The following is a 19,146-nucleotide window of genomic DNA, read 5'->3' on the forward strand; positions in this document are numbered from 1 at the left end:
TGGGTTCCTATATGGTAATCACAATACTGATTAGCGATTCTTTCAGAAAAAACTGTTAAAGAGTTCTTTTCCATCCAGCATTTTAGTTCATCCCAGTGCGACTGAATCTTTTCTGCATAGTCAGGTTTGTACTGTCTGTCAATCAGCTCTGCACTACATAGTTTAATTAATTCACTGATATCTGTTACCATAGACAACGTTCTCCTTTCATAAATGTCTTTAGTAACAGTATCGGCATTATTATGTAAAGAAATCTACAAATAATTGCTTATACTACATGGGTTGTTATTATTTCTTTACATAAAAAATAACTTGTCATAACCTTTTCTTAAATACCACATAACCTGGCACGAACTCTCTCCTGATCCTCCATATACTTAAGAAAAAACGAAAGGAGGATCCGCCATGGATCAGGAAAAACAACAAAACATTGCTCTTATGAGATACTCTGTTATCTCTCCAATCATTTCAGGTCTCTGGGAAGACTACTCATCCCTTACGGCTTTCTTTAATGACGCCTCAGCCAAGGGAGTTTTAGCTCCTGATGGCTCGGTCAAGCACTTTGCACCACAGACCATTGAGCGCTGGTACCGTAACTACAAGAAAGGCGGTTTTGATGCTCTCATCCCTACAGGCCGTGTGGATCAGGGTCTGCCCCGAAAGCTGGATGCAGATCTTCAGGAACAGATCAGATATCTCAAAACCAACTACCCCCGCATGTCCGCAGCATCTATCCACAGACAGCTTCAGGATAACGGAAGCATAAAAGTAGGCACTGTTTCAGAATCAACAGTCAACCGCTACGTCAATCAGCTCTCACTTGAAATGAAGACCACCACAAACCCTGACATGCGACGTTACGAGCGCCCACACATCAACGAGGTATGGTGCGGAGATTCAAGCGTTGGCCCCTATCTTAAGACCGATGATGGCAAGAAGCATAAAGTCTACATCATTGCCCTTATCGATGATGCAAGCAGGTTCATCGTAGGCATAGATGTTTTCTTCAATGACAACTTTGTTAACCTCATGTCTGTCATAAAATCAGCAGTTGCAAAGTATGGCCGTCCACAAATGTTCAACTTTGACAATGGCAGTTCCTACAAGAACAAGCAGATGGAACTCCTTGCCGCACGCATCGGCTCAGTCATCCATTATGACCAGCCTTACACGCCTACACAGAAAGCAAAGATCGAGCGCTGGTTCCGCACCATGAAAGATCAGTGGATGTCAGGCCTCGACATCAGGGATTTCCATTCCCTCGATGAACTCAGAGGTAATCTCTTTGCCTATGTGCAGAAGTACAATCAGACCGTACATTCTTCCTTAAACGGAAGATCACCGCAGGACAGATACTTCTCAGAACCAAATCTTTTCCACCGCCTCAGCGATGAAGAGATAGACCACTCCTTCCTCCTCGAAATCGAGAGAAGAGTCTCGGCTGATAATGTCATCACCATAGACCAGGTTGAATACGAAGTGGACTGCCGTTTTTCAAAGCAGCATATCAAGCTCCGCTATTCTCCAGGGCTTGACGAAATTTACATTGTTGAAGCTGATGGAACACTTACGCCAATCCGTCTCCTAAACAAAGTGGAGAATTCCAAAGTTAAGAGAGACAAGGTACATATCTGCAGAGGAGAAGACTGATGGAATACTTTACACGCTACGGGCTTGAGTTTAACCCATTTATCAAGAACTCAAGGGAGATAATCGTTGATACCGCAGAACACAGGGAAGCCCTGTTCCGCCTTGACTACCTGGCCAAGACCAAAGGATTCGGCCTGCTCACCGGAAGTCCCGGTAGAGGCAAGACAACTGTCATAAGGCACTGGTCATCATCGCTGAATCCCTCGCTGTATAAAGTTATATATTCAAGTCTTTCCACCCTGACCCCGAATGATTTCTACAGAAATCTTGTTTCAGAGTTTGGCGCCCAGCCTGCATTCAAGAAACCAAGTAATTTCAAAATCATCCAGGAAGAAGTCACACGCCTGTCCGTTGAAAAGAGGAAAACGCCTGTGATCATCATTGATGAAGCGAACTATATCAACAATGCCATCCTTAACGATCTCAAGATTCTTTTTAACTTTGAGATGGATTCCAGGGACAGAGCAGTCATTCTGCTTGCCGGACTTCCGAACCTTAATTCCACACTCGGGCTTGGTATTCATGAACCCCTCAGGCAGAGAATCGTCATGAACTACAACCTTGATGGTGTGACCAAGGAAGAAGGCCGCAGCTATATCTCTGAAAAGCTCAAAGGTGCTGGCTGTAATCAGACCATCTTTGATGATGCATCAATAGAAGCAATACTCAACGCAGCTGATGGAACTCCGCGTCTCATAAACAAGTACTGTAACGCCAGCCTCCTTATAGGTGACAGCGCCAAAGCTGATCTCATTACAACCGACATCGTCATGCAGGCAGTCAATGACTGCGAACTTGGTTAGGATTACATCCCTCACTCATTTAAAGTGCGTGAGGGATGATTTCATTTATATAATCTGAAAATCAGGTGTCAAACAATCTAACTGTACCCTTTGTCTGACACCCTATGCAGCCTCATTTAAAGTGAAGATTGAGGACTCATTTAATGTGCCGGACAACAACATACAAGGTCCCATGTTTAAATGCTATCATGGCATCTCTTTTGCAGCACCTGGGTCCATTGATCCTTCCAAGTTCTCCTATTGCGCTTGACGTAAATCCCATGTGATTCCCCCATGTACCATCTTCGGAAAGAGGCCCAGTTCCATCGATTATGGAAAGCGCTGCTCCAATTGATGTTATGGCGCCGCAGATTCCCCAAAGTCCGCACATTGCTCCGGGCATTCTCAGTCCCTCATAAAGAAGTTTTTGTAGTCCTTCATCAATATCAATGTTGCCTCCGGCATTATGAAAAGCCATCAATAGACATGCCCCGTCCAAAACGTGATGTTCAGGTCCGTGTATGCTGATATAATCCTTTTGCGCGATGCTTTTAAACATCCTTATTGGATTTGTGCCTTTTTCGCCACGGATATCCGTTATGATCCTGTTAGCTTTTTCTTCTATTGTCATAGCTTTAATACTCCACATTTTTTCATCAGATATCATCTTCATAAGATATATTCCGATTCTCCTTCGGTAATTTAGGTCAAAAGCAACTAATTCACTGTAAACATACAGAATAGTTGTGCTATGCAAAATTCAAAACAACTAAAATCTAGTAAACAACATGAATAGTTGCTCAATGAAAAATTCCAAACAACTAATTCCCAGTAAACAGCAGGAATAGTTGCTCAATAAAAATTTCCAAACAACTAATTCCCAGTAAACAGCAAGAATAGTTGCTCAATAAAAAAATCCAAACAACTAAAACCCAGCAAAGAACATATATAGTTGTTATAAAAAAGATGTCTGCCTAAGCCTTTTTGCCTTCCCAAACTCCATTTTGGGAACCACCACTCGATTTACATGTTATCTTCTTCGTCCTTCTCTATGAAAAAAGTATCCAAGATTAAATCTTACTTCCTTGCGGTCAATATCATTGTTTGTATAACAGCATGTATCAAAACCTATAAGTTCAAAACCTTGATGAAGGTAAAATCCGATAGCCTTTGTATTGCAGGATTGCGTCTCTAAAATTATGGCGCGCCTTTCCTGAAGGCGTGCAACTTCCTTTGCTTTGTCCATCAGCCTCTTTCCGATGCCTTTTCCCTGAAGCGCATCACTTACCCATAATTCTGTAACCAGGAGTCTGTTCGACCACTCTTCAGGACATACTTCAATGCAGGCTAACATCTCACCGGAATCGCTCACAACGCCATAGGCTTCTGCCCCCTCCCAATGATCCTGATAAAGTGAGTCAGGAAAATCATATTCCTCGGGAGTGTGAACGATCTCTTTTTCCGCAGGCTTCTTAACTATAGAGATAGTACATCCTTTATCATTTAATGGATTTATCTCAAGGTCATAATAACAATCGCTTCTGGTTACCAAGGGTATGACCTTACCTTTCCACTGCTCTTTTGGCAGTGCGACTATATCATAATTCATGTTCCTCTTCCCTCCGCAAACTTCCGATTCTTGTTTTAAGAATTCTTTTTCTCAAACTATTATCCAGATAATATATGTTCTCTTTTTCTTCATTTGCTACAACACAGCTATCATCCCAGCCGTATTTTCTGCAAAGAGCCTTATTAAATTCATAATGCGATACCGGTTTTTCTTCAGATACATTAAGTATTCCCACGTAATCATTAGTCGCCAGTTCGATTATTGCATCTGCCAGTTCATTCACATCGATGATACTGAACTTGATATTACCAGCTCTGATATATATTTTTTTGGAGTCCACATGCTCTTTTAATATGAGACTCCTGTTGTCCATCACTCCAAAAGGGTTAATGCCATAGATACTGCCCGGGCGCACGATACAGTAATTTGACAACTTGCTGATCACACGCTCAGACTTAATTTTCCCGTTGAAATAATGATAATTGTAACTTTCCTCTGACCTAAGAAATGGCTCTACATTTTCGGACATATTTTTCTCATAGGCAACTGACGTAGATAAAAAGATAAATCTGATATTACCCATAACATCGCAAAGTGCAGGCATAACCTTTTCAGCAATTTCTTCCTCAAGCTCATGATTCATAACCGTCCAGATGATAACGTCAGGTTTAAAGTCACGCACCAAACCGACCAGGCTACCCGTGTCAAAAACATCCAGTTTTACATAATCGCTGTCTTTTCCATTCTTACTGTATGTTCCTAAAACTTCATTACCACTTCTCTTGATTATGAAATAGATAGTTCTTCCAAGGAACCCACTGGCTCCAATAATCAATACTTTCACTTTTTTACTCCGTAATTACTTTAAATGCCAAAATTCTCCGTTTGGCATAACCATTACATCTCTAGGAAGCGTTTCAAGCACATTTCCATTTAAATCCTTTATTATGGTCTCTTCCCAATACCTGTGAACCTAGGGGACGGGGTTCGTGGTCCATTTTCATTTTTGGCCCTTTAACCCCGTCCCCCTGGACTATTTTAAGGTCAAAAGTTCTTCCAAACTAGAAATCGTATAATTCTGCCCATAATCAGCACCGGTTCCATCTCTGTCGACAAATGCTGTTTTCATGCCAACTGACTTTGGACCAATAACATCGTCTTTCCCTGTATCACCGACAAATAAAAACTCTTCAGGTAATAAATCATTATCCTCAAGAATTTTCTTATAGAAACGAGTATCAGGTTTATAGCATTTAAGGTTCTCTGAAGTATAGATTTTATCAACGGAAACATGGTTCTTTTTCATTACACATCCCAGAACATCATCATCTGTATTAGAACCAATAAAAACCTTATAGTGTTTCCTTATCTCTTCAAGCGCAATTGGGACATCCGGGAAAGACACGCGTTTTGAAGCCTCTGATAAAAGCTCATCAGCGTCTGCCCTGGCATCCCTATCCACATTATATCTTTCATAAAGCATCTGATTTCTGGCAGAAAATATTTCCCGCTCAGTCATAAATGTATCAACTTCCACAGTATGGTTAGTATAAAAAGGCTTCCACTCTTCAAGGAATGCCTTTTCATCAACCTCTATCCCAAGGTCCGTTATATGTTTCATTATCGTTCTGGCGGAACTACCTCTTGTGAATTTAAAAAGGGTTCCAAACGCGTCAAACACTATCGCTTTTATTGTGCCCATATTTTACTGTTAAACTCCGATTATCTTTTCAGAAATAATGCTCCATCAGTCGATCGACCCCCTCAGGAACCGACGCATCCAGAACTATAGAGGAAGTATCTTCTCCCCACGCTACATCTTTTCTGTCCTTAACATCGTTTCTAACATAGCCAATTGGTTCCATTTCGATTTTCATACTGCCCTCCTCAAGGCCTATATTGCCATCCTCATGCTGACGGTTCCATTTTCTTCAGCAGTTTCTTCAAATCCCATTCTCTTGTAAAGGCCATATCCTATCTGCATTACAGAGGGCTTCGTGGTAAATGTAACCTCAGTAAATCCAAGCTCCTTTGACTTATCGAGCATGTTATTCAGCATGGTTCTGGCATATCCTTTTCCTCGATACTCCGGTTTTATGAATAACCGTTTCGCTTCGCAGGTGTTGTCATTCAGCTTTTTGATTGCTATACATGCAACCGGTTTATCCTCTTCATAACCGACAAGAAGTGCACCACCACTGTAAAATCCTTCAAGATCTGCTAGCTCTTTATCAAAAGAAACAAAGCAGCTTTCAGCACCTTTTATCTGCGAGTACTCCTTGAACAGCTCTTTTACAACTTCTGTGTCATTACATTTTTTCACTTTAAAATTCCCCATAGCTTACTCCTCATCACATGAATATCCTGGCTTTTTGTATAAGTCATTAAAATTCGGAACTATTTCTTTATCCCAAACTTCAGCTTTCCAGTCATCTTCCTGAACATCCTTAATTGCAACCGAAACACTTGTCTTTTTACAGCCCAGTGTTTTGGCTATTACGTCCGCAACGCGGTCTGCGCATATCTGCTTCTGCTCTTCTGTCCTGCCAGAAAAGCACTTTATTTCAACATGTGGCATAGTTCTCTCCTCTAATGGTACTAAGGGACGGGGTTTGTGGTTCATTTTTATTTTGGACCACTACCCCCGTCCCCCTGGTCCATTATGGCATTATCTCAATAACTCCTGCGCAAAATGACTTAGAGAAAAACTTCACTTTACCAAATGATCTCTTAAGTTCATCCACCACACAGTAGATCTCATCCTCATCCCATTCGTCTCCAACTTCTTCTCTGCACTTCTCCAGATCAGACCTTGTTTCAAATGCAACATCACCGATAAAAAGTTTTCCACCTTCAACCAGTCTATCTAGTAGTGATTTTAAAAATACTATCTTCTGTTCATCTGTAATATGATGTAAAGAGTATGTGCAAACGATGAAATCATATTTATTTTCCGAAAGTTCTTTTACTAATCCCTTTGAAAAATCTCCCTGATAGAGATGTGCATTTTCCATCTTCTGCTTAGCAAGTTCAATCATTCTCTGTGAGAAATCCTGGCCGTAAACGTCACATCCATTCTCGTAGAGCTTTGTTGTGAGTGTCCCTGTTCCGAATCCTAAATCAAGAACTCTGGCATTTTTCTTTGCCATAATCTCACTAAAAATAGTTCCAAGAACATCCTTATATCCTGCAAATGGATAGCTGTTTTCTTCATCTGAAAGGCCAACGGCTGCATCATAGCCATCTGCCCATAAATCAAATCCTTTGTTGTCTAACATCTTGTCTCCTTTTTATCTATTGCTCTTTGATATTGAATAAAAATACCTCATGGATTTCCGAGTCGTATCCGTCGTAAAATCCTTTAGGCATGCCCTTCACAATTATGGCGCCCCGGTTATAGCTGATGAGCATCTGCTTTTTCTCTTTATCAAAAGATATTCCTTCGATTTCTCCCTGACGAGTAACGTCGTCCAGTGTTTTTTCTGTAACTACGGTAAGCTCTTCAGCTTCGGTATCGACCTTACATTTATACACATGATCCGGCGCATCCTTATCGGAATCACCATCATCTGCAGTGATATAAATGCAGCCATCGTAATAGGCAATACCCTGAATAAGCTTAGGAGCTTCCTTCATGCAAGCTTTTCCCAGATATTCTCCACTTTCAAGATCATATCTGTATAAAAAGCTCCCACTCTCATCCTCTGCCCATGAGCACATCCACATGGATTTGTGATCAGGATCAACGGCGATTCCGGAAACTTCTGTCTGTCCACTTTTCGGGTCAAACATATATGTCCTTACAAGCTCCAATGTCTCTGCATCATATACTGCCATCTGAATATTAGAGGCCACACCGTCCATGAAATACTCAACGCCTGCGTAGATTTCGCCATTAAATACATCGATATCACCGATATGATTTACCTCAGCATCAAACTTCCCAAATGGCTCCGTCTCTGTCTTTATCAAATTCCAATTTGAATCATAAACAGAAATCGAAGTACTGCCGCTCACATAATATAAGCCGCTTTCCCACGCTATTCCCTGTCTTCCATCCACTTCATGAGAAGAATCAAGAGTATATTTATAGGTATGTATCGTAGTATCTGTCTTTGCCTTTGATCCACATGCACTCATACCAAGAATCAATAATATTGATGGCACCCAAAATGAAAGTATCTTTATTCTCATTCTCTTATCCCCCTCAACATAGGTATTCATATTCCTACGTGTTCTATGCTCAACAGCCACCAAACAAGCACAAGATGCCGCATTTGGTAGCAATTAATCCATTCCTCCCATCCTTCTAATTAAGCAAATATGTATCCATTTTATATGTAAATAAAAGAAAAACAAAGGATTTTTCAGAATATTTCGAAAAATCCTTTGTCCTATCTCTTCTCTATTTTTGTTTTTCCAGCTCAGCCTTTTCAAGCTCGTTCAGGTGTCTTATCTCATCGGCTCTTGCGATGATTTTCTCCTTCCACTCGTCATCCTCCTCGTCAAGCTGATAGGTTCTGTAGCCGTACTGCCTTCCAAGGGAGCACACGATTGCCTCATCATCAACGTGAAGGGATATCCGGTACATGCTGGGAAGCTTTTGGGGAAGTGTAGTCTTGTTATCCCTCTGAACCTCCTTCAGGTGCCTGGTGCCATTTACGATTCCATCAAATTTTACACCGTAATGTTTGAACAGATTTTTTATATATCTTTCAGTGCGAAAAGATGATGTATAAACCCAGACCTCATATCCCAGCTCCTGCAGCCTGTGTATCAGTTCCGGCGTTCCAAGGCGGAGCCGTTCCTTATAGATCTTGTTAAGCGGAAACTTTAGGGGTGGCTCAGTCTTATGGGTCTCCGGCCAGACAAAAAGCACTTCATCCAGGTCGAAGGAAATCCGCATCTTATCTTTGTCATTGTCATTTTTCTTCATTCGCTGCCGCTTCCTCTAAGATTTTCATAACCTGTGCTGACCACTTCTGATTCTTTGTGTCTATCTCATATTGATCGAAATCCTTAGAACCGCTGATAGTTCTTACTATCATCTCATTATCTACGCTTATGGTTTCCTCATATTTTCTTTCAATGAGGCTGTCTATCTGCTTTTTGACATCCTTATCGCCGGCCACCTTTCGCCCAAAGCCCGTCACGATTCCGTCCACATCAACAGAGTATTTCTTGAACAGCTTCTTTATGTAGTCCATGGAATAATACTTTGATGTGAATACCCATACGTCATAATCCCTTGAATGAAAATAGTGGAACAGCGCAGGAACCCCGAGTCTTACCTTCTCCGGGAATTTACTTGCAGGTGCTGATGCAGGCACAGCCTCGAAGGAGCCGTCTTCACTTGCAAAAACCACCTCGTCAAGGTCGAAGGTGACGCGCTTGGTTCTCACAGATTTTCTCAGCATCTTCTCAATATCTGCAAGTTGAGTAATGTTGACAATTCTGATAGGAATCCTGTCGATTCCGGAAACTATTGCTGCAGCCCATCTGTGGTGTCCGTTCAGAATCATATATCCGTCAGGACGCACTTTTTCCACATCGAGAGGCTCCTCAATGGCTACGCCATCTCTGCCCATCGCTGCTCTGAATTTGCTTGCATATTCATCTATAATTCTGAAACTGGGACCAACCTTGTCGATGCAGAATTCATCGCTGGGATTAGGATGAAGTTTAGAATAGGGCGCAGAATTAACCAGAAGGCATTCCAACCAGGAAGCCTTTACCGGAACGTAAACGCCACTGTACTTTTCAAGTTCGCTCTTTAAATAGGCCATAAAGCCTGTTCCTGACTCTGCCATATTTATCCCCTCATAGATAAAAAATCGAACATGTTACTTATTCTGTTTTCGGAGCCGTGCTATTTTCTGTAACATTTTCCTTGGGCGCGAGGGCTTTCTCCTCGTTCTTGATCTCCCAATGGATAAGGAAGGTGAGCGTAGCTCTAAGCAAAATGATAGCTCCGAGGATACCAAGCTCAGCCCACTCACGAACCACAACTGTTCTCAGTACCTCTCCGCCCAGCTTAAATTCCAGCGCCAGCGCAATGCCCTGGGCAAGTGCAAGTCTGATTGAATTATCCTTTTTCAGCCAGAAAATAAAACTCTTTATCGCAGTATACACAAGAATGCATATGCCAAAGAATTCCAAAAGGAGCGTGGAAAACTCGACTATGTATCGAAGCAAATTCTCTGCATTAAGATACAACTCTTCCATTTCGCCCTCCTTGCAACAGGAAACAACGACTATGTATATAAATATATTAAGCTTTTATAGTACTTCTATCAACTTGTTTTATCAGCCGATCCAGTCCTTTGTTTTAGCCATTACATCCCGCATTATCTCGAGATTTTTCAAGGTGTCATCGCCTTCAAGGGAGTGATTTACACCTTCGTATTGATAGATCGGTATATTCAAAGCTTCTGCGAGTTCTACTACCTTGGCAGAATCACTCCAGGGATCCTTTGTGCCAATAAAAGCTACTGCTTTCAAATCCTTTGGAGCATTTGTAGCTGTAAAGGTTTCCGCAAGAGGTGTATAAAGAACCTGCCTTGCATTTTTAATATCGTATTTAAGGGCGTAAGTTATAGCAATCACGGTACCTATGCTCTTGGAGACGAAAAGTACATCATCATATTCATCCCACCTGATATCCTTCAAGGCATCCTCCGTCTGCATGTATAACTCTTCGAAGGCTCTTTTCATCTTATCCATGTCACCGCGGATCTTCTTAACAGAACAGGTATAGGCGATGCTTCTGTATTCCTCATACCCTGCTTCCCGGGCTATATCTCTTGAGTAATATAAAAGCGGTTTATCCGCATGATATCCCACACCGGGGAAATAAATTGCGATTTTCATAGTAGAAAGCTTCCTCCACTTATAATGCGTTTGTCTTAATAGCAATCTTAGCAAAATAGTGTGGATTTGTCACAAAAAGGGGACGGCCAGAACCGCCCCCTATGAGAAGTATCTATTTATTACCTAGCTAAGAAAATATTGTAATAGAATCTCTTTGTTGTCTTATTCTTCTTGTCATATACAGTAACTCTGATGACTGTCTTGGTCTTTACATCCTTAGAGTATAAGCTTATTCCATGGCCAGCTACTATACCTATTTTGGATTCATCAACCTTGCTGAGCTTGATCCTCTTGCCGTTCTTAACCTTTTTCCAAGAGTATGTTGGCATCTTCTGTGTATCACTCTTATTCTCTCTGGCAGGTTCTGCTGCTTCACCTTCCGGAGGTATGCCGGGACGATCAGCTTCATCCTCTGCATACGCATCTTCGTCACGAATGTCTGCTTCATCCAGCTCAGAAGTTGCTTTCTCATACTCTTCCACTGTTATGTCACCCTCTGTACTAGCCTTTACTTTAGGTGTACCAACCTCAATCTTCTTAAGCTTGAAATCCTTATTTACAACAACCTTGATAGTACCCTTTTTTGCGGTTGTTGTATTCTCACCATAGGACTTTTTCCAAAGCTTATTATTGGAAGGAGCATCAACATCAGTGGTTTCTGATATAATCTTGCCGGCATATGTTACAGATTTAATAGCAGCTGAATCCTCTCTTGCTACTACCTTGAGAGACTTCTTAACTGTAGTACCATCCTTAAGCTTTGCATCATATGTAAGCTTATAGTTTCCAGCCTTCTTTGCGAACAGTCTTACTTTATATGTTCCCTTCTCAAATCCTTTTGGAGCATTTGCATCAATCTTTACGAACTCTCCCTTATGGTTTTTGTAATATTCAGCCCCAGTATCATTATCAACATAATCCGGTCGAATTGTGAGTTTCTCACCGTCAGAATCTGTAATTTCCTCCCTAAATATTACCTTAACCTTAAGGCCCTTCTTTCCCTTAAAGTTCTCAAACTTTGCAACGTCCTTTGTTGTTGCAAGTTGCACAGTTTGATTTTTTGCATTAACACTAATATAGTGAACCTTCTCATCTGATCTAAGAAGGTTATCAGCCTCCATCAAATCTACACCATTTTTATCTCTGGACAAACTCTTCTTCGTGTCCTCATTAGTGTATACTCTGTCATTTCCTTCACTCTTCCAGAGAACCTGAGCATTGGCAGTAATAGGAGCTACTAATGTTAATGATAGTGCCATTGCCAGCGCAGTGGCACCAAATTTGGAAAATTTACTCATATGATTACCTCCATCATAAGAAATATTAACGTCTTTTCGTAGACGCTATACCGTGACATATACAATTTTATCATCTTGAATTTTTCATAGTCAACGCGATAACATGCTTGTTTACAGCAGTTTTATCCTATTTATAAAATGTTTATAATATCGTTAATTAATAAAAATCCAAGGTCGTGTTTTTTTCAGACTGTAAACAAAATGATTTTGGTAGTATCCTTATAGAATATAGATAACATTTTATGAGAGGAACAAACTGTGACCGGTAAGAAAAAACTTGGAATATTATTAGTAGCTATTGTATTGGGAATCATTCTCTGTCTGTTTGTCGTTACTAAGATCAAGGACAGAGGCGGTGTAGTAGTAAAATGCACCTCAGATTTTCCTGTAAATGAAAAGCTCGTAGCCTACAGACAGGACGACGCTGCATGGAAAAATGACAAGATCGGAGAATCCAAATATACGATGGGAAGCTCCGGCTGCATAATAACAAGCATAGCAACAGCGCTGTCCAGCACTTCAGTAGCAATGGATCCCGGCGCCATGAACAAATTCTTGAGTAAGAACAATGCCTTTGATGAGGCAGGGAACCTTCAGTGGGGCAGGATTGATGAGATCAACGGTTTATACGCTGATGTGTATTCCGACGTAAGCTCGGAAATCATCGACAACTGCCTGGCAGCGGGCCACTACCCTATCATTAAGATACACAGGAAGTCAATTTTCAGCTATCACCACTACGTCCTTATCATAGGCACTGAAAATGGCGAGTATGTCTGCATGGATCCGCTCCAGGACCATCTCACCAGGCTTTCAGACTACAACGACAAGATATATGCCATAAGATGTGTGTATTATGAGAAATAATTAGTAAGGGGCTATCGCTAAGTGATATGCTCCCTTTTTTATTGCGTATATAAAATTCGGTGGCTGTTCAACCAATTGGTACCAAATCAAGAAAACTGATTTACCATTCTCATTTAAAAGTTAACGCAATTACGTTTGCAGTATACCAATATCCCTTTCAACAAGCTTTCTGACTTAAAATTCCGGCTGTTGATTTGGCTATATTATATTTATCCCACAATATGTCATAGAAAATTCAACCTATAAGTCAAAACAAGAGCATCCCGGTGTAACAGTGCTTGAAAATATGCTCTGTTATTCGTAAAGTGATAAGTCAGTTTTCACAAAACTATGAGAACCGGTTGATTATCCCCAAGATCCGGCCAGATTCTGGCCTCCCACCAACAAAAAATGCAGGAGCTATGCCAACAACAGGCATAGTTCCGATAAAAAACATCAAATATATCCTTAATATCTCAAAATATCACAAAATCAACATAATATTATTCATATCCATCGCAGGCACATATCTGACTTCCTTGGCGAGGCCCATAACCATCCTTATTCCAAGGCCTGATGCAGGGTCCTCGGGGTGGTTCTTCTTGTGCCATTCCACGGGATCAAAGGGCTTGCCGTTATCGCGGATTCTTATTGTCTGCTTATCTTTACCGTAAATAACTCTTATATCAATGTTCTTTTCCCTATCGTCTTTATAGCCATGATCTATAGTGTTCGTGAGCATTTCTTCAATTAAAGGTGTTGCTTACAAGCTTGTCATTCTTTTCCATTTGTTTTCCTACCGTTTACAAAAACAGAATCTGCAACAATCAGACATTTTTCATATGAACATCCAACTGATTGAAAGGGATCTCAATTCCATTTTCTTTAAGCGCATTAAATACGGAAGTATTTATCTCATCCTTTATTACTTCGCTTCTTACATTAGCCGGGAATTTAACCGTAGCTCCCATGATAAGAGCACTGTCCTGCACTTCAAGAAAATATACCATCCTGCTGTTTGGCTCGTTCTCATCATATTTATCTTCATTAAGAGTAAGAGGGCAATCGCATATGGTTTTTCTGATTATATCCTTTGCCTTTTGAATATCGGAGTCATAACCGATGGGATACTTGAAAACTGCAGCCCTTGGCACATCCGCTTCATAGCTGTAATTGATAATCTTCATTTCATCAAATTTACTGTTGGGAATAATCGCTCTGGTGGAATCAAGAAGACAGACCACGATATGTCTCAGGGTCATGTTCTCAACTATTCCCGTTGATCCATCTTCAAGCTCAACTCTTGAACCTATATCGAAGGGTTTATAGAGACTTATCTGAAGTCCGGCAAACATGTTCCTGATAGCTTCCTGCGCGGCGAAACCCACAACAGCTGCAACTACAGCAGTACTACCAAGTAGCGAATTGGCTATTTTGTCGCCTCCTAGTGGAAGCACTATAAATAGAACGATCATCGCAAAGGTAATCATTTTTTCTATGAACTGGAGTGTAAGCGTTTTGCCCTTCTTTTTCTCAATACTGCCAATAATCTTTCTTTTTATCTTGAGTAACAGAAAGACAAAGCCAAGATATAGTACGAACAGGATCACTGCAGTAACAGCCGCAGCCCCAATTAGCCCCCATACCACTTCAGTAGGAGCATTCTCAAAAAGCGCTTCTAAAATTTTTTTCCAATTATCTTGATCCTGATTCATTAAAATGTCCCCCTCATACTTTCAAGCCATATTTTTGCAAGAAATATCCCATTTAATTTTACTATATTGCGTTTGGATATATTGTAAAAAAAGGATAAAACCCACTTTATGGAATGTTTAGATTCTGGCTTTATCAAGTTACCTATTGCTAACACGTTTTTAATATTGTATACTTTTAGTTAGCAAATGCTAACTTTAATCTTAGGAGGAGCCATAGGTATGCCTGACAGTATCATTATTGAAAACTGCTCGCCCACATTGGCAGGAATAAAAACAGGAAACATTTTCACTATCGACAGAAGTCTTGTATCGGATATTAAGGAAGAGCTTAGCGAGTTAAACCAGTGCTTTGTTGGCAAGGGACTCCGCGCAATTCCTTTGAAGATTACAGATAAAACCATTTTGATATATCTATATCGCCCTGAGAAGCTTAAGGCCGATCTTTCTTGTGAAGAAGCCAAAGCAATCCTCCAGAAGAAGGGCTACGGCTGCGATTCCATCGAGAGTGATATCGTTCACCTCATCCATCACATCCACAACGATGGCTCATTTCCTCACGAAATCGGCCTCTTTTTGGGCTACCCTCCCATCGATGTCAAGGGCTTCATGGAGGACACCCGCAAGGGCGTAAAATGCGTCGGCTACTGGAAGGTCTACGGCGACAAAGAAAAGGCAGAGAAAACCTTCTCAAGCTACAGAAAATGCACAGAAATATATAAGAAGTGCCTCTCCCGCGGAAGACACTTATCTCAGATGGTAGTAAACACCAACCGTGTTAAATCAATTGCATAAATTACCGCGGGGTTTACTTGCCGGTTGCTGTTACGCCTGGTCGCGAACAATTCTTTCAACCGGTTACCCTGCGGGGACTGCTTTCATGTGACCGTTACGTCTATCCGCGAACTTGCCTTTCTATAGGTTGAACTAATTTATTGCTTTTTAGGGAGCGTTACACCGGTAGATTTTATTTTTTCAATATCGGTTGCACTTTCATGCCCGCTTTATTGGTTCCCTTACGCCTGTGATCTAATTTGTTCGCGAGTTGACGTAACTCATTCCTAAACACGCTTCCCGCATATCAACCTGTTTTGGTTTATCAAGCACCATAGGTTAAACTACCTTCTTGATGGCACTCCCATCGTTCATCCAGTTTGACTATAATATCTCTTTCCGGTCCAATCGCGGATAATTCCTTCAGGTAGTCACTACGTCTATACGCGAACAATTCTTTGTTCCGGTTACCCTGCGGAAATTCCCTTCCGGTATCCGTTACGTCTACTCGCGAACAATTCTTTAATCCGATTACCCTGCGAAACCGTTAATCATTCAAATAGCGGAAGAAGGGGTGAGGCGGAAATAGAAAAAGGTCCGGGGGACCTTTTTCCCGCCGAACCGACCGACGAAGCAGCTATGCTGCGAGGGCGCACGACGTCCGGGGGACGTCGGTCCTGAGCCGACCGGAGCAAAGCGGAGACCCCTTGAACCCTGGGTTCAAGGGGCTCCTCCGCACGATAAAAAAGAGGTAAGACATTCGTCTTACCTCTCTTTTATCGTGCGGAAGAAGGGACTTGAACCCTCACGATGTAGCCATCACAAGATCCTTAGTCTTGCTCGTCTGCCAATTCCGACACTTCCGCATATCAAGTATTTAATTAGTTGCACTAGTTAAAAACTAATGCAGGAAAAGGGACTTGAACCCTCATGATATTGCTATCACACGGACCTGAACCGTGCGCGTCTGCCAATTCCGCCATTCCTGCAAGCAACAATAGATATTGTAGCTACTTGCCGGTGGTTTGTCAATACAAATAATCAAGCATTTTAAACTTTCTATTTGTGACGCAGCAATACTATTTATACAATATATCTGCCGCTTTGTAAAGGTCATTATACATTTTTAATTTCTGAGTATAAATTATCACCAGCATAATGAACGTCAAAAGGCTCACAAGCGTCACAAAAAGCATAGGTGTTGAGGGATATGAAAACAGTCCCACAACCGCAATAACAAAGGCAATGATCACAGCCCCGATAACAATTGTCCTTCTCAAAAGCTCCTGCTGCAGAGCCTCTATAAGAAGTGTTATCTCCTTCTTCTGAGTAAGGATCTCCTCATCCGATAAAAGATCCATCTCCAGCTTCTCGATTTTCTTGATTCTGTCCCTTATCCTTTTGTCCATACTCTCCTCCGGCAATTTCTGTCTATCCCCTAAAACGCATTTTACCAAAAAGACAGCCGGCAAATCCATTTTGCCGGCTGCCATTTCCTATTATAGCACTTTTTTCATTATTTAAAGAACTGCATATCATCTCTTAGCTTAACTGCTATGCTCTTAAGTGAATCCGCAGAGCTGGAAAGTGTTGTAACAGTTGCGGAAAGCTCCTGCATGGATGCTCCTGTCTCCTCTGAGGATGCTGCATTCTCCTCTGAAATTGCGGACAGGGATGCCATTGCATCAGCCACAACGTTCTTGGCATCAACACAGGTAGTAGCCTCGCTTTCAATGCTCTTAACACTGACAACAGTAGATGAGATATCCTCTATCATCGCATTTACGCTCTGAACTGTATTGCCAAGTACTTCCTCCTGCTCGTCATTGCCCTTCTGAACCTCTGCAGCCATTTCTACTGCGGACTGTGACTCTGCAAGAAGTATATCCATCTCTCTTCTGATATCGTCAGCCATCTTGCGTGAATCATCTGCAAGCTTTCCGATCTCTTCTGCAACAACCGCGAAACCTTTACCCGCATCGCCGGCTCTTGCTGCCTCAATTGAGGCATTCAGTGAAAGGAGGTTGGTCTGGCTTGCGATAGATGCAATACCCTCAACCTTTTCATTGATACTCTCAACTGCCTTACTTGTAGCACCAATCTTCTCAGTGATCTGGGAAATATTGTTGCTCATATTATGGCTGCTCTGCTGAAGGTCTGCCAGGCTCTGTGCTGACTCAGTTGAAACCTCCTGCATCCTTTGTGCGATATTGGCAAGGTCTTCCGTGCTATCCTGTACATTACCGGTAGCCTGGTCGATATTTGCGACATTCTCTGTAACGCTTTGAATCTCATCAGCCTGCTGTGTTGCTCCGGATGCGATCTCCTGAACGGCATTGGATACATCATCCGCAGTCTGGGATATCTGACTTGCCGCATCTGCCAGTTCTTCCGAGGATTCGTTAACCGAAACAGCAGAGGACTTGATATTCTTTACTATGTCTCCCAGAATATCCACCACTGTGTTGGTGTTGTTTATCATCTCGCCAAACTCATCCTTACGGTCTGTAAACTTCTGAATATCGACGAATTCACCATTTGCCAGGTGATGAAGAGCATCATTAACCTCATGCATAGGTCCTGTGAAGGAATTAGCCATTCTAAAGGAAAGAACGATTGCAAGGATTATCATTATTACTCCAAGAAGTACGATGAGCATTGCACTCTGTCTTGCATCTGCAAGAGTTGCGTTGTAGTTGGAGGAAACAACGATTATCCAGCCAGTTGTGGGCTCTTTAAGATAAGATACAATCAGCTTATCATTGCCCTTACCTGTAACATAGGTACCGGAACTCTGAGTCTTTGCCTGAATGAAAAAGTCTCTGTCGCTTCTGTTATCCTCAGGATCATCGGGCTTTATCTCATAATCAGAGATGGCAACAACAATACCGTTAGTATCAGTAATGAATGCTCTCTGATTCTCTCCTACGTTATCAACAAGGAGCTGATACAAAACGTTCAGGTCGTAGCTTCGCTGAGCAACACCGATTACTGTCTTGTAGTCAGTGTCATAAACAGGAACTGCAGGCACGATTATGCGGGAGCCTGTTGCTTTGGATACGAGCACCTCAGAAATGTTCTCAGTACCCTTAAGGGCTGTCTGATAGAAGTTTCTCTCTGAAATATCAGAAAGCTTTCCGCCATCAGATCTTACAACCTGCATTCCGTCATTTCCCGAAATAACAATAGCGTTGCCATCATTAAAGGGAACATTTACCTGTTGCAGGTAAGCTACCATTTCAGATTCATTTCTGGACGCCTCATCCTTCAGATAGTTAATAGTGTAGGGACTTTCAGCTACTGATTCGAGAGCTCGTAGCTGCTGCTGAATAACAGTCATGAATTTCTGCTCAACTATAGTACACTGTCTGGAGTTTATCTCCTCAGCGTCATTAAGACCTCTGTTCATAGAGCTTCTATAGCTGACAGCAATTGCGATAATAAGTGGAATAGCCACAAGTGCTACTGTGGTTATGATAAGCCTTGCCTTAACTGTGCTCAGCAGACTTATCTTTTCTCTTTTTTCGTTCTGATCATTATCTTTGCTCACAATCTACTCCTTCTTAAGCACTCTGTGCTTTAAAAACCGGGATCATAGGCATCTGTAAAGGGGCTATCGCGCGTGCCCCTTATGCTAATTCTAT

At 41.7% G+C, this 19,146-nt stretch carries 23 protein-coding genes and 2 tRNA genes; 4 read left to right on the forward strand and 21 right to left on the reverse strand.

Annotated elements, in window-relative coordinates; all coding sequences use genetic code 11:
* The coding region (locus tag G601_RS26690) for a hypothetical protein (RefSeq protein ID WP_035791277.1) at positions 1 to 191 on the reverse strand (191 nt) is incomplete at its 3' end.
* A 214-nt stretch (positions 192 to 405) separates the two neighbouring features.
* On the opposite strand from G601_RS26690, the gene G601_RS0120680 reads away from it, so the two are divergent.
* Together G601_RS0120680 and G601_RS0120685 are read left to right on the forward strand one after the other, a co-directional pair.
* Positions 406 to 1,650 (forward strand): DDE-type integrase/transposase/recombinase, encoded by a 1,245-nt coding sequence (locus G601_RS0120680; RefSeq protein ID WP_026512086.1) that lies wholly within the window; start codon positions 406 to 408, stop codon positions 1,648 to 1,650.
* Entirely contained in the window at positions 1,650 to 2,453 is an 804-nt protein-coding gene (locus G601_RS0120685) for an ExeA family protein (RefSeq protein WP_026666467.1), read from the forward strand. The genes G601_RS0120680 and G601_RS0120685 overlap by 1 nt, the downstream gene beginning before the upstream one ends.
* A gap of 136 nt (positions 2,454 to 2,589) precedes the next feature.
* On the opposite strand, the gene G601_RS24440 is transcribed toward G601_RS0120685, so the two are convergent.
* The 14 genes from G601_RS24440 to G601_RS0120755 form a co-directional block, all read right to left on the reverse strand.
* Positions 2,590 to 3,105, reverse strand: a complete 516-nt coding sequence (locus G601_RS24440; protein WP_242834463.1) for a DUF5714 domain-containing protein — start codon at positions 3,103 to 3,105, stop codon at positions 2,590 to 2,592.
* Between the two features lie 357 nt (positions 3,106 to 3,462).
* Positions 3,463 to 4,041: a GNAT family N-acetyltransferase gene (locus tag G601_RS0120695; protein ID WP_026493731.1), complete on the reverse strand. Its 579-nt coding sequence runs from the start codon at positions 4,039 to 4,041 to the stop codon at positions 3,463 to 3,465.
* Entirely contained in the window at positions 4,031 to 4,846 is an 816-nt protein-coding gene (locus tag G601_RS0120700) for an NAD-dependent epimerase/dehydratase family protein (protein WP_026666468.1), read from the reverse strand. Before G601_RS0120700 ends, G601_RS0120695 begins: the two co-directional genes overlap by 11 nt.
* Positions 4,847 to 5,035: 189 nt before the next feature.
* A complete protein-coding gene (locus G601_RS0120705) occupies positions 5,036 to 5,704 on the reverse strand; it encodes an HAD family hydrolase (RefSeq protein ID WP_081673658.1) in 669 nt (222 codons plus the stop codon).
* Between the two features lie 28 nt (positions 5,705 to 5,732).
* A complete protein-coding gene (locus G601_RS26365; protein ID WP_155834592.1) occupies positions 5,733 to 5,879 on the reverse strand; it encodes a hypothetical protein in 147 nt (48 codons plus the stop codon).
* A gap of 17 nt (positions 5,880 to 5,896) precedes the next feature.
* The gene (locus G601_RS0120715) at positions 5,897 to 6,340 is read right to left on the reverse strand and encodes a GNAT family N-acetyltransferase (protein ID WP_026493734.1); all 444 of its coding nucleotides are present in this window, start codon (positions 6,338 to 6,340) and stop codon (positions 5,897 to 5,899) included.
* 3 nt (positions 6,341 to 6,343) lie between these two features.
* Positions 6,344 to 6,580, reverse strand: coding sequence for a tautomerase PptA (gene pptA / locus G601_RS0120720; protein WP_026666470.1), 237 nt, complete (start codon positions 6,578 to 6,580; stop codon positions 6,344 to 6,346).
* Positions 6,581 to 6,662: 82 nt separating this feature from the next.
* Entirely contained in the window at positions 6,663 to 7,280 is a 618-nt protein-coding gene (locus G601_RS0120725) for a class I SAM-dependent methyltransferase (protein ID WP_026666471.1), read from the reverse strand.
* A 16-nt stretch (positions 7,281 to 7,296) separates the two neighbouring features.
* Positions 7,297 to 8,196, reverse strand: a complete 900-nt coding sequence (locus G601_RS0120730) for a hypothetical protein (protein WP_026666472.1) — start codon at positions 8,194 to 8,196, stop codon at positions 7,297 to 7,299.
* Between the two features lie 211 nt (positions 8,197 to 8,407).
* Positions 8,408 to 8,938, reverse strand: a complete 531-nt coding sequence (locus tag G601_RS0120735; protein WP_242834464.1) for an HAD family hydrolase — start codon at positions 8,936 to 8,938, stop codon at positions 8,408 to 8,410.
* Complete coding sequence (locus G601_RS0120740) at positions 8,925 to 9,812, reverse strand: ParB/RepB/Spo0J family partition protein (protein ID WP_026493738.1); 888 nt, start codon at positions 9,810 to 9,812, stop codon at positions 8,925 to 8,927. Before G601_RS0120740 ends, G601_RS0120735 begins: the two co-directional genes overlap by 14 nt.
* A 37-nt stretch (positions 9,813 to 9,849) precedes the next feature.
* The gene (locus tag G601_RS0120745; RefSeq protein ID WP_026666474.1) at positions 9,850 to 10,227 is read right to left on the reverse strand and encodes a DUF1622 domain-containing protein; all 378 of its coding nucleotides are present in this window, start codon (positions 10,225 to 10,227) and stop codon (positions 9,850 to 9,852) included.
* An 81-nt stretch (positions 10,228 to 10,308) separates the two neighbouring features.
* Positions 10,309 to 10,872 (reverse strand): alpha/beta hydrolase, encoded by a 564-nt coding sequence (locus G601_RS0120750; protein WP_026666475.1) that lies wholly within the window; start codon positions 10,870 to 10,872, stop codon positions 10,309 to 10,311.
* 119 nt (positions 10,873 to 10,991) lie between these two features.
* On the reverse strand, positions 10,992 to 12,170 hold the full coding sequence (locus G601_RS0120755) for a hypothetical protein (protein WP_026666476.1): 1,179 nt from the start codon (positions 12,168 to 12,170) through the stop codon (positions 10,992 to 10,994).
* 258 nt (positions 12,171 to 12,428) lie between these two features.
* Here G601_RS0120755 and G601_RS0120760 point away from each other — a divergent pair, with 258 nt between their 5' ends.
* A complete protein-coding gene (locus G601_RS0120760; RefSeq protein WP_026666477.1) occupies positions 12,429 to 13,037 on the forward strand; it encodes a hypothetical protein in 609 nt (202 codons plus the stop codon).
* 463 nt (positions 13,038 to 13,500) lie between these two features.
* On the opposite strand, the gene G601_RS0120765 is transcribed toward G601_RS0120760, so the two are convergent.
* Complete coding sequence (locus tag G601_RS0120765; protein ID WP_026666478.1) at positions 13,501 to 13,758, reverse strand: ATP-binding protein; 258 nt, start codon at positions 13,756 to 13,758, stop codon at positions 13,501 to 13,503.
* 85 nt (positions 13,759 to 13,843) lie between these two features.
* Positions 13,844 to 14,731, reverse strand: a complete 888-nt coding sequence (locus G601_RS0120770; RefSeq protein WP_026666479.1) for a mechanosensitive ion channel family protein — start codon at positions 14,729 to 14,731, stop codon at positions 13,844 to 13,846.
* Positions 14,732 to 14,950: 219 nt separating this feature from the next.
* On the opposite strand from G601_RS0120770, the gene G601_RS0120775 reads away from it, so the two are divergent.
* Positions 14,951 to 15,523: a DUF3793 family protein gene (locus G601_RS0120775; protein WP_026666480.1), complete on the forward strand. Its 573-nt coding sequence runs from the start codon at positions 14,951 to 14,953 to the stop codon at positions 15,521 to 15,523.
* 761 nt (positions 15,524 to 16,284) lie between these two features.
* Here G601_RS0120775 and G601_RS0120780 read toward each other — a convergent pair.
* The 4 genes from G601_RS0120780 to G601_RS0120795 form a co-directional block, all read right to left on the reverse strand.
* Positions 16,285 to 16,368, reverse strand: a tRNA-Leu gene (locus tag G601_RS0120780).
* 39 nt (positions 16,369 to 16,407) lie between these two features.
* Positions 16,408 to 16,491: transfer RNA gene (locus G601_RS0120785), tRNA-Leu, on the reverse strand.
* A gap of 90 nt (positions 16,492 to 16,581) precedes the next feature.
* Positions 16,582 to 16,911 carry a hypothetical protein gene (locus tag G601_RS0120790; protein WP_026493746.1) on the reverse strand — a complete coding sequence of 110 codons (330 nt, stop codon included), beginning with the start codon at positions 16,909 to 16,911 and terminating at the stop codon, positions 16,582 to 16,584.
* Positions 16,912 to 17,018: 107 nt separating this feature from the next.
* The gene (locus G601_RS0120795) at positions 17,019 to 19,052 is read right to left on the reverse strand and encodes a methyl-accepting chemotaxis protein (RefSeq protein ID WP_026666481.1); all 2,034 of its coding nucleotides are present in this window, start codon (positions 19,050 to 19,052) and stop codon (positions 17,019 to 17,021) included.
* Positions 19,053 to 19,146 lie beyond the last annotated feature (94 nt).

The sequence above is a fragment of the Butyrivibrio sp. FC2001 genome, from assembly GCF_000424125.1.
In the GTDB taxonomy this organism is placed as follows: domain Bacteria; phylum Bacillota; class Clostridia; order Lachnospirales; family Lachnospiraceae; genus Butyrivibrio.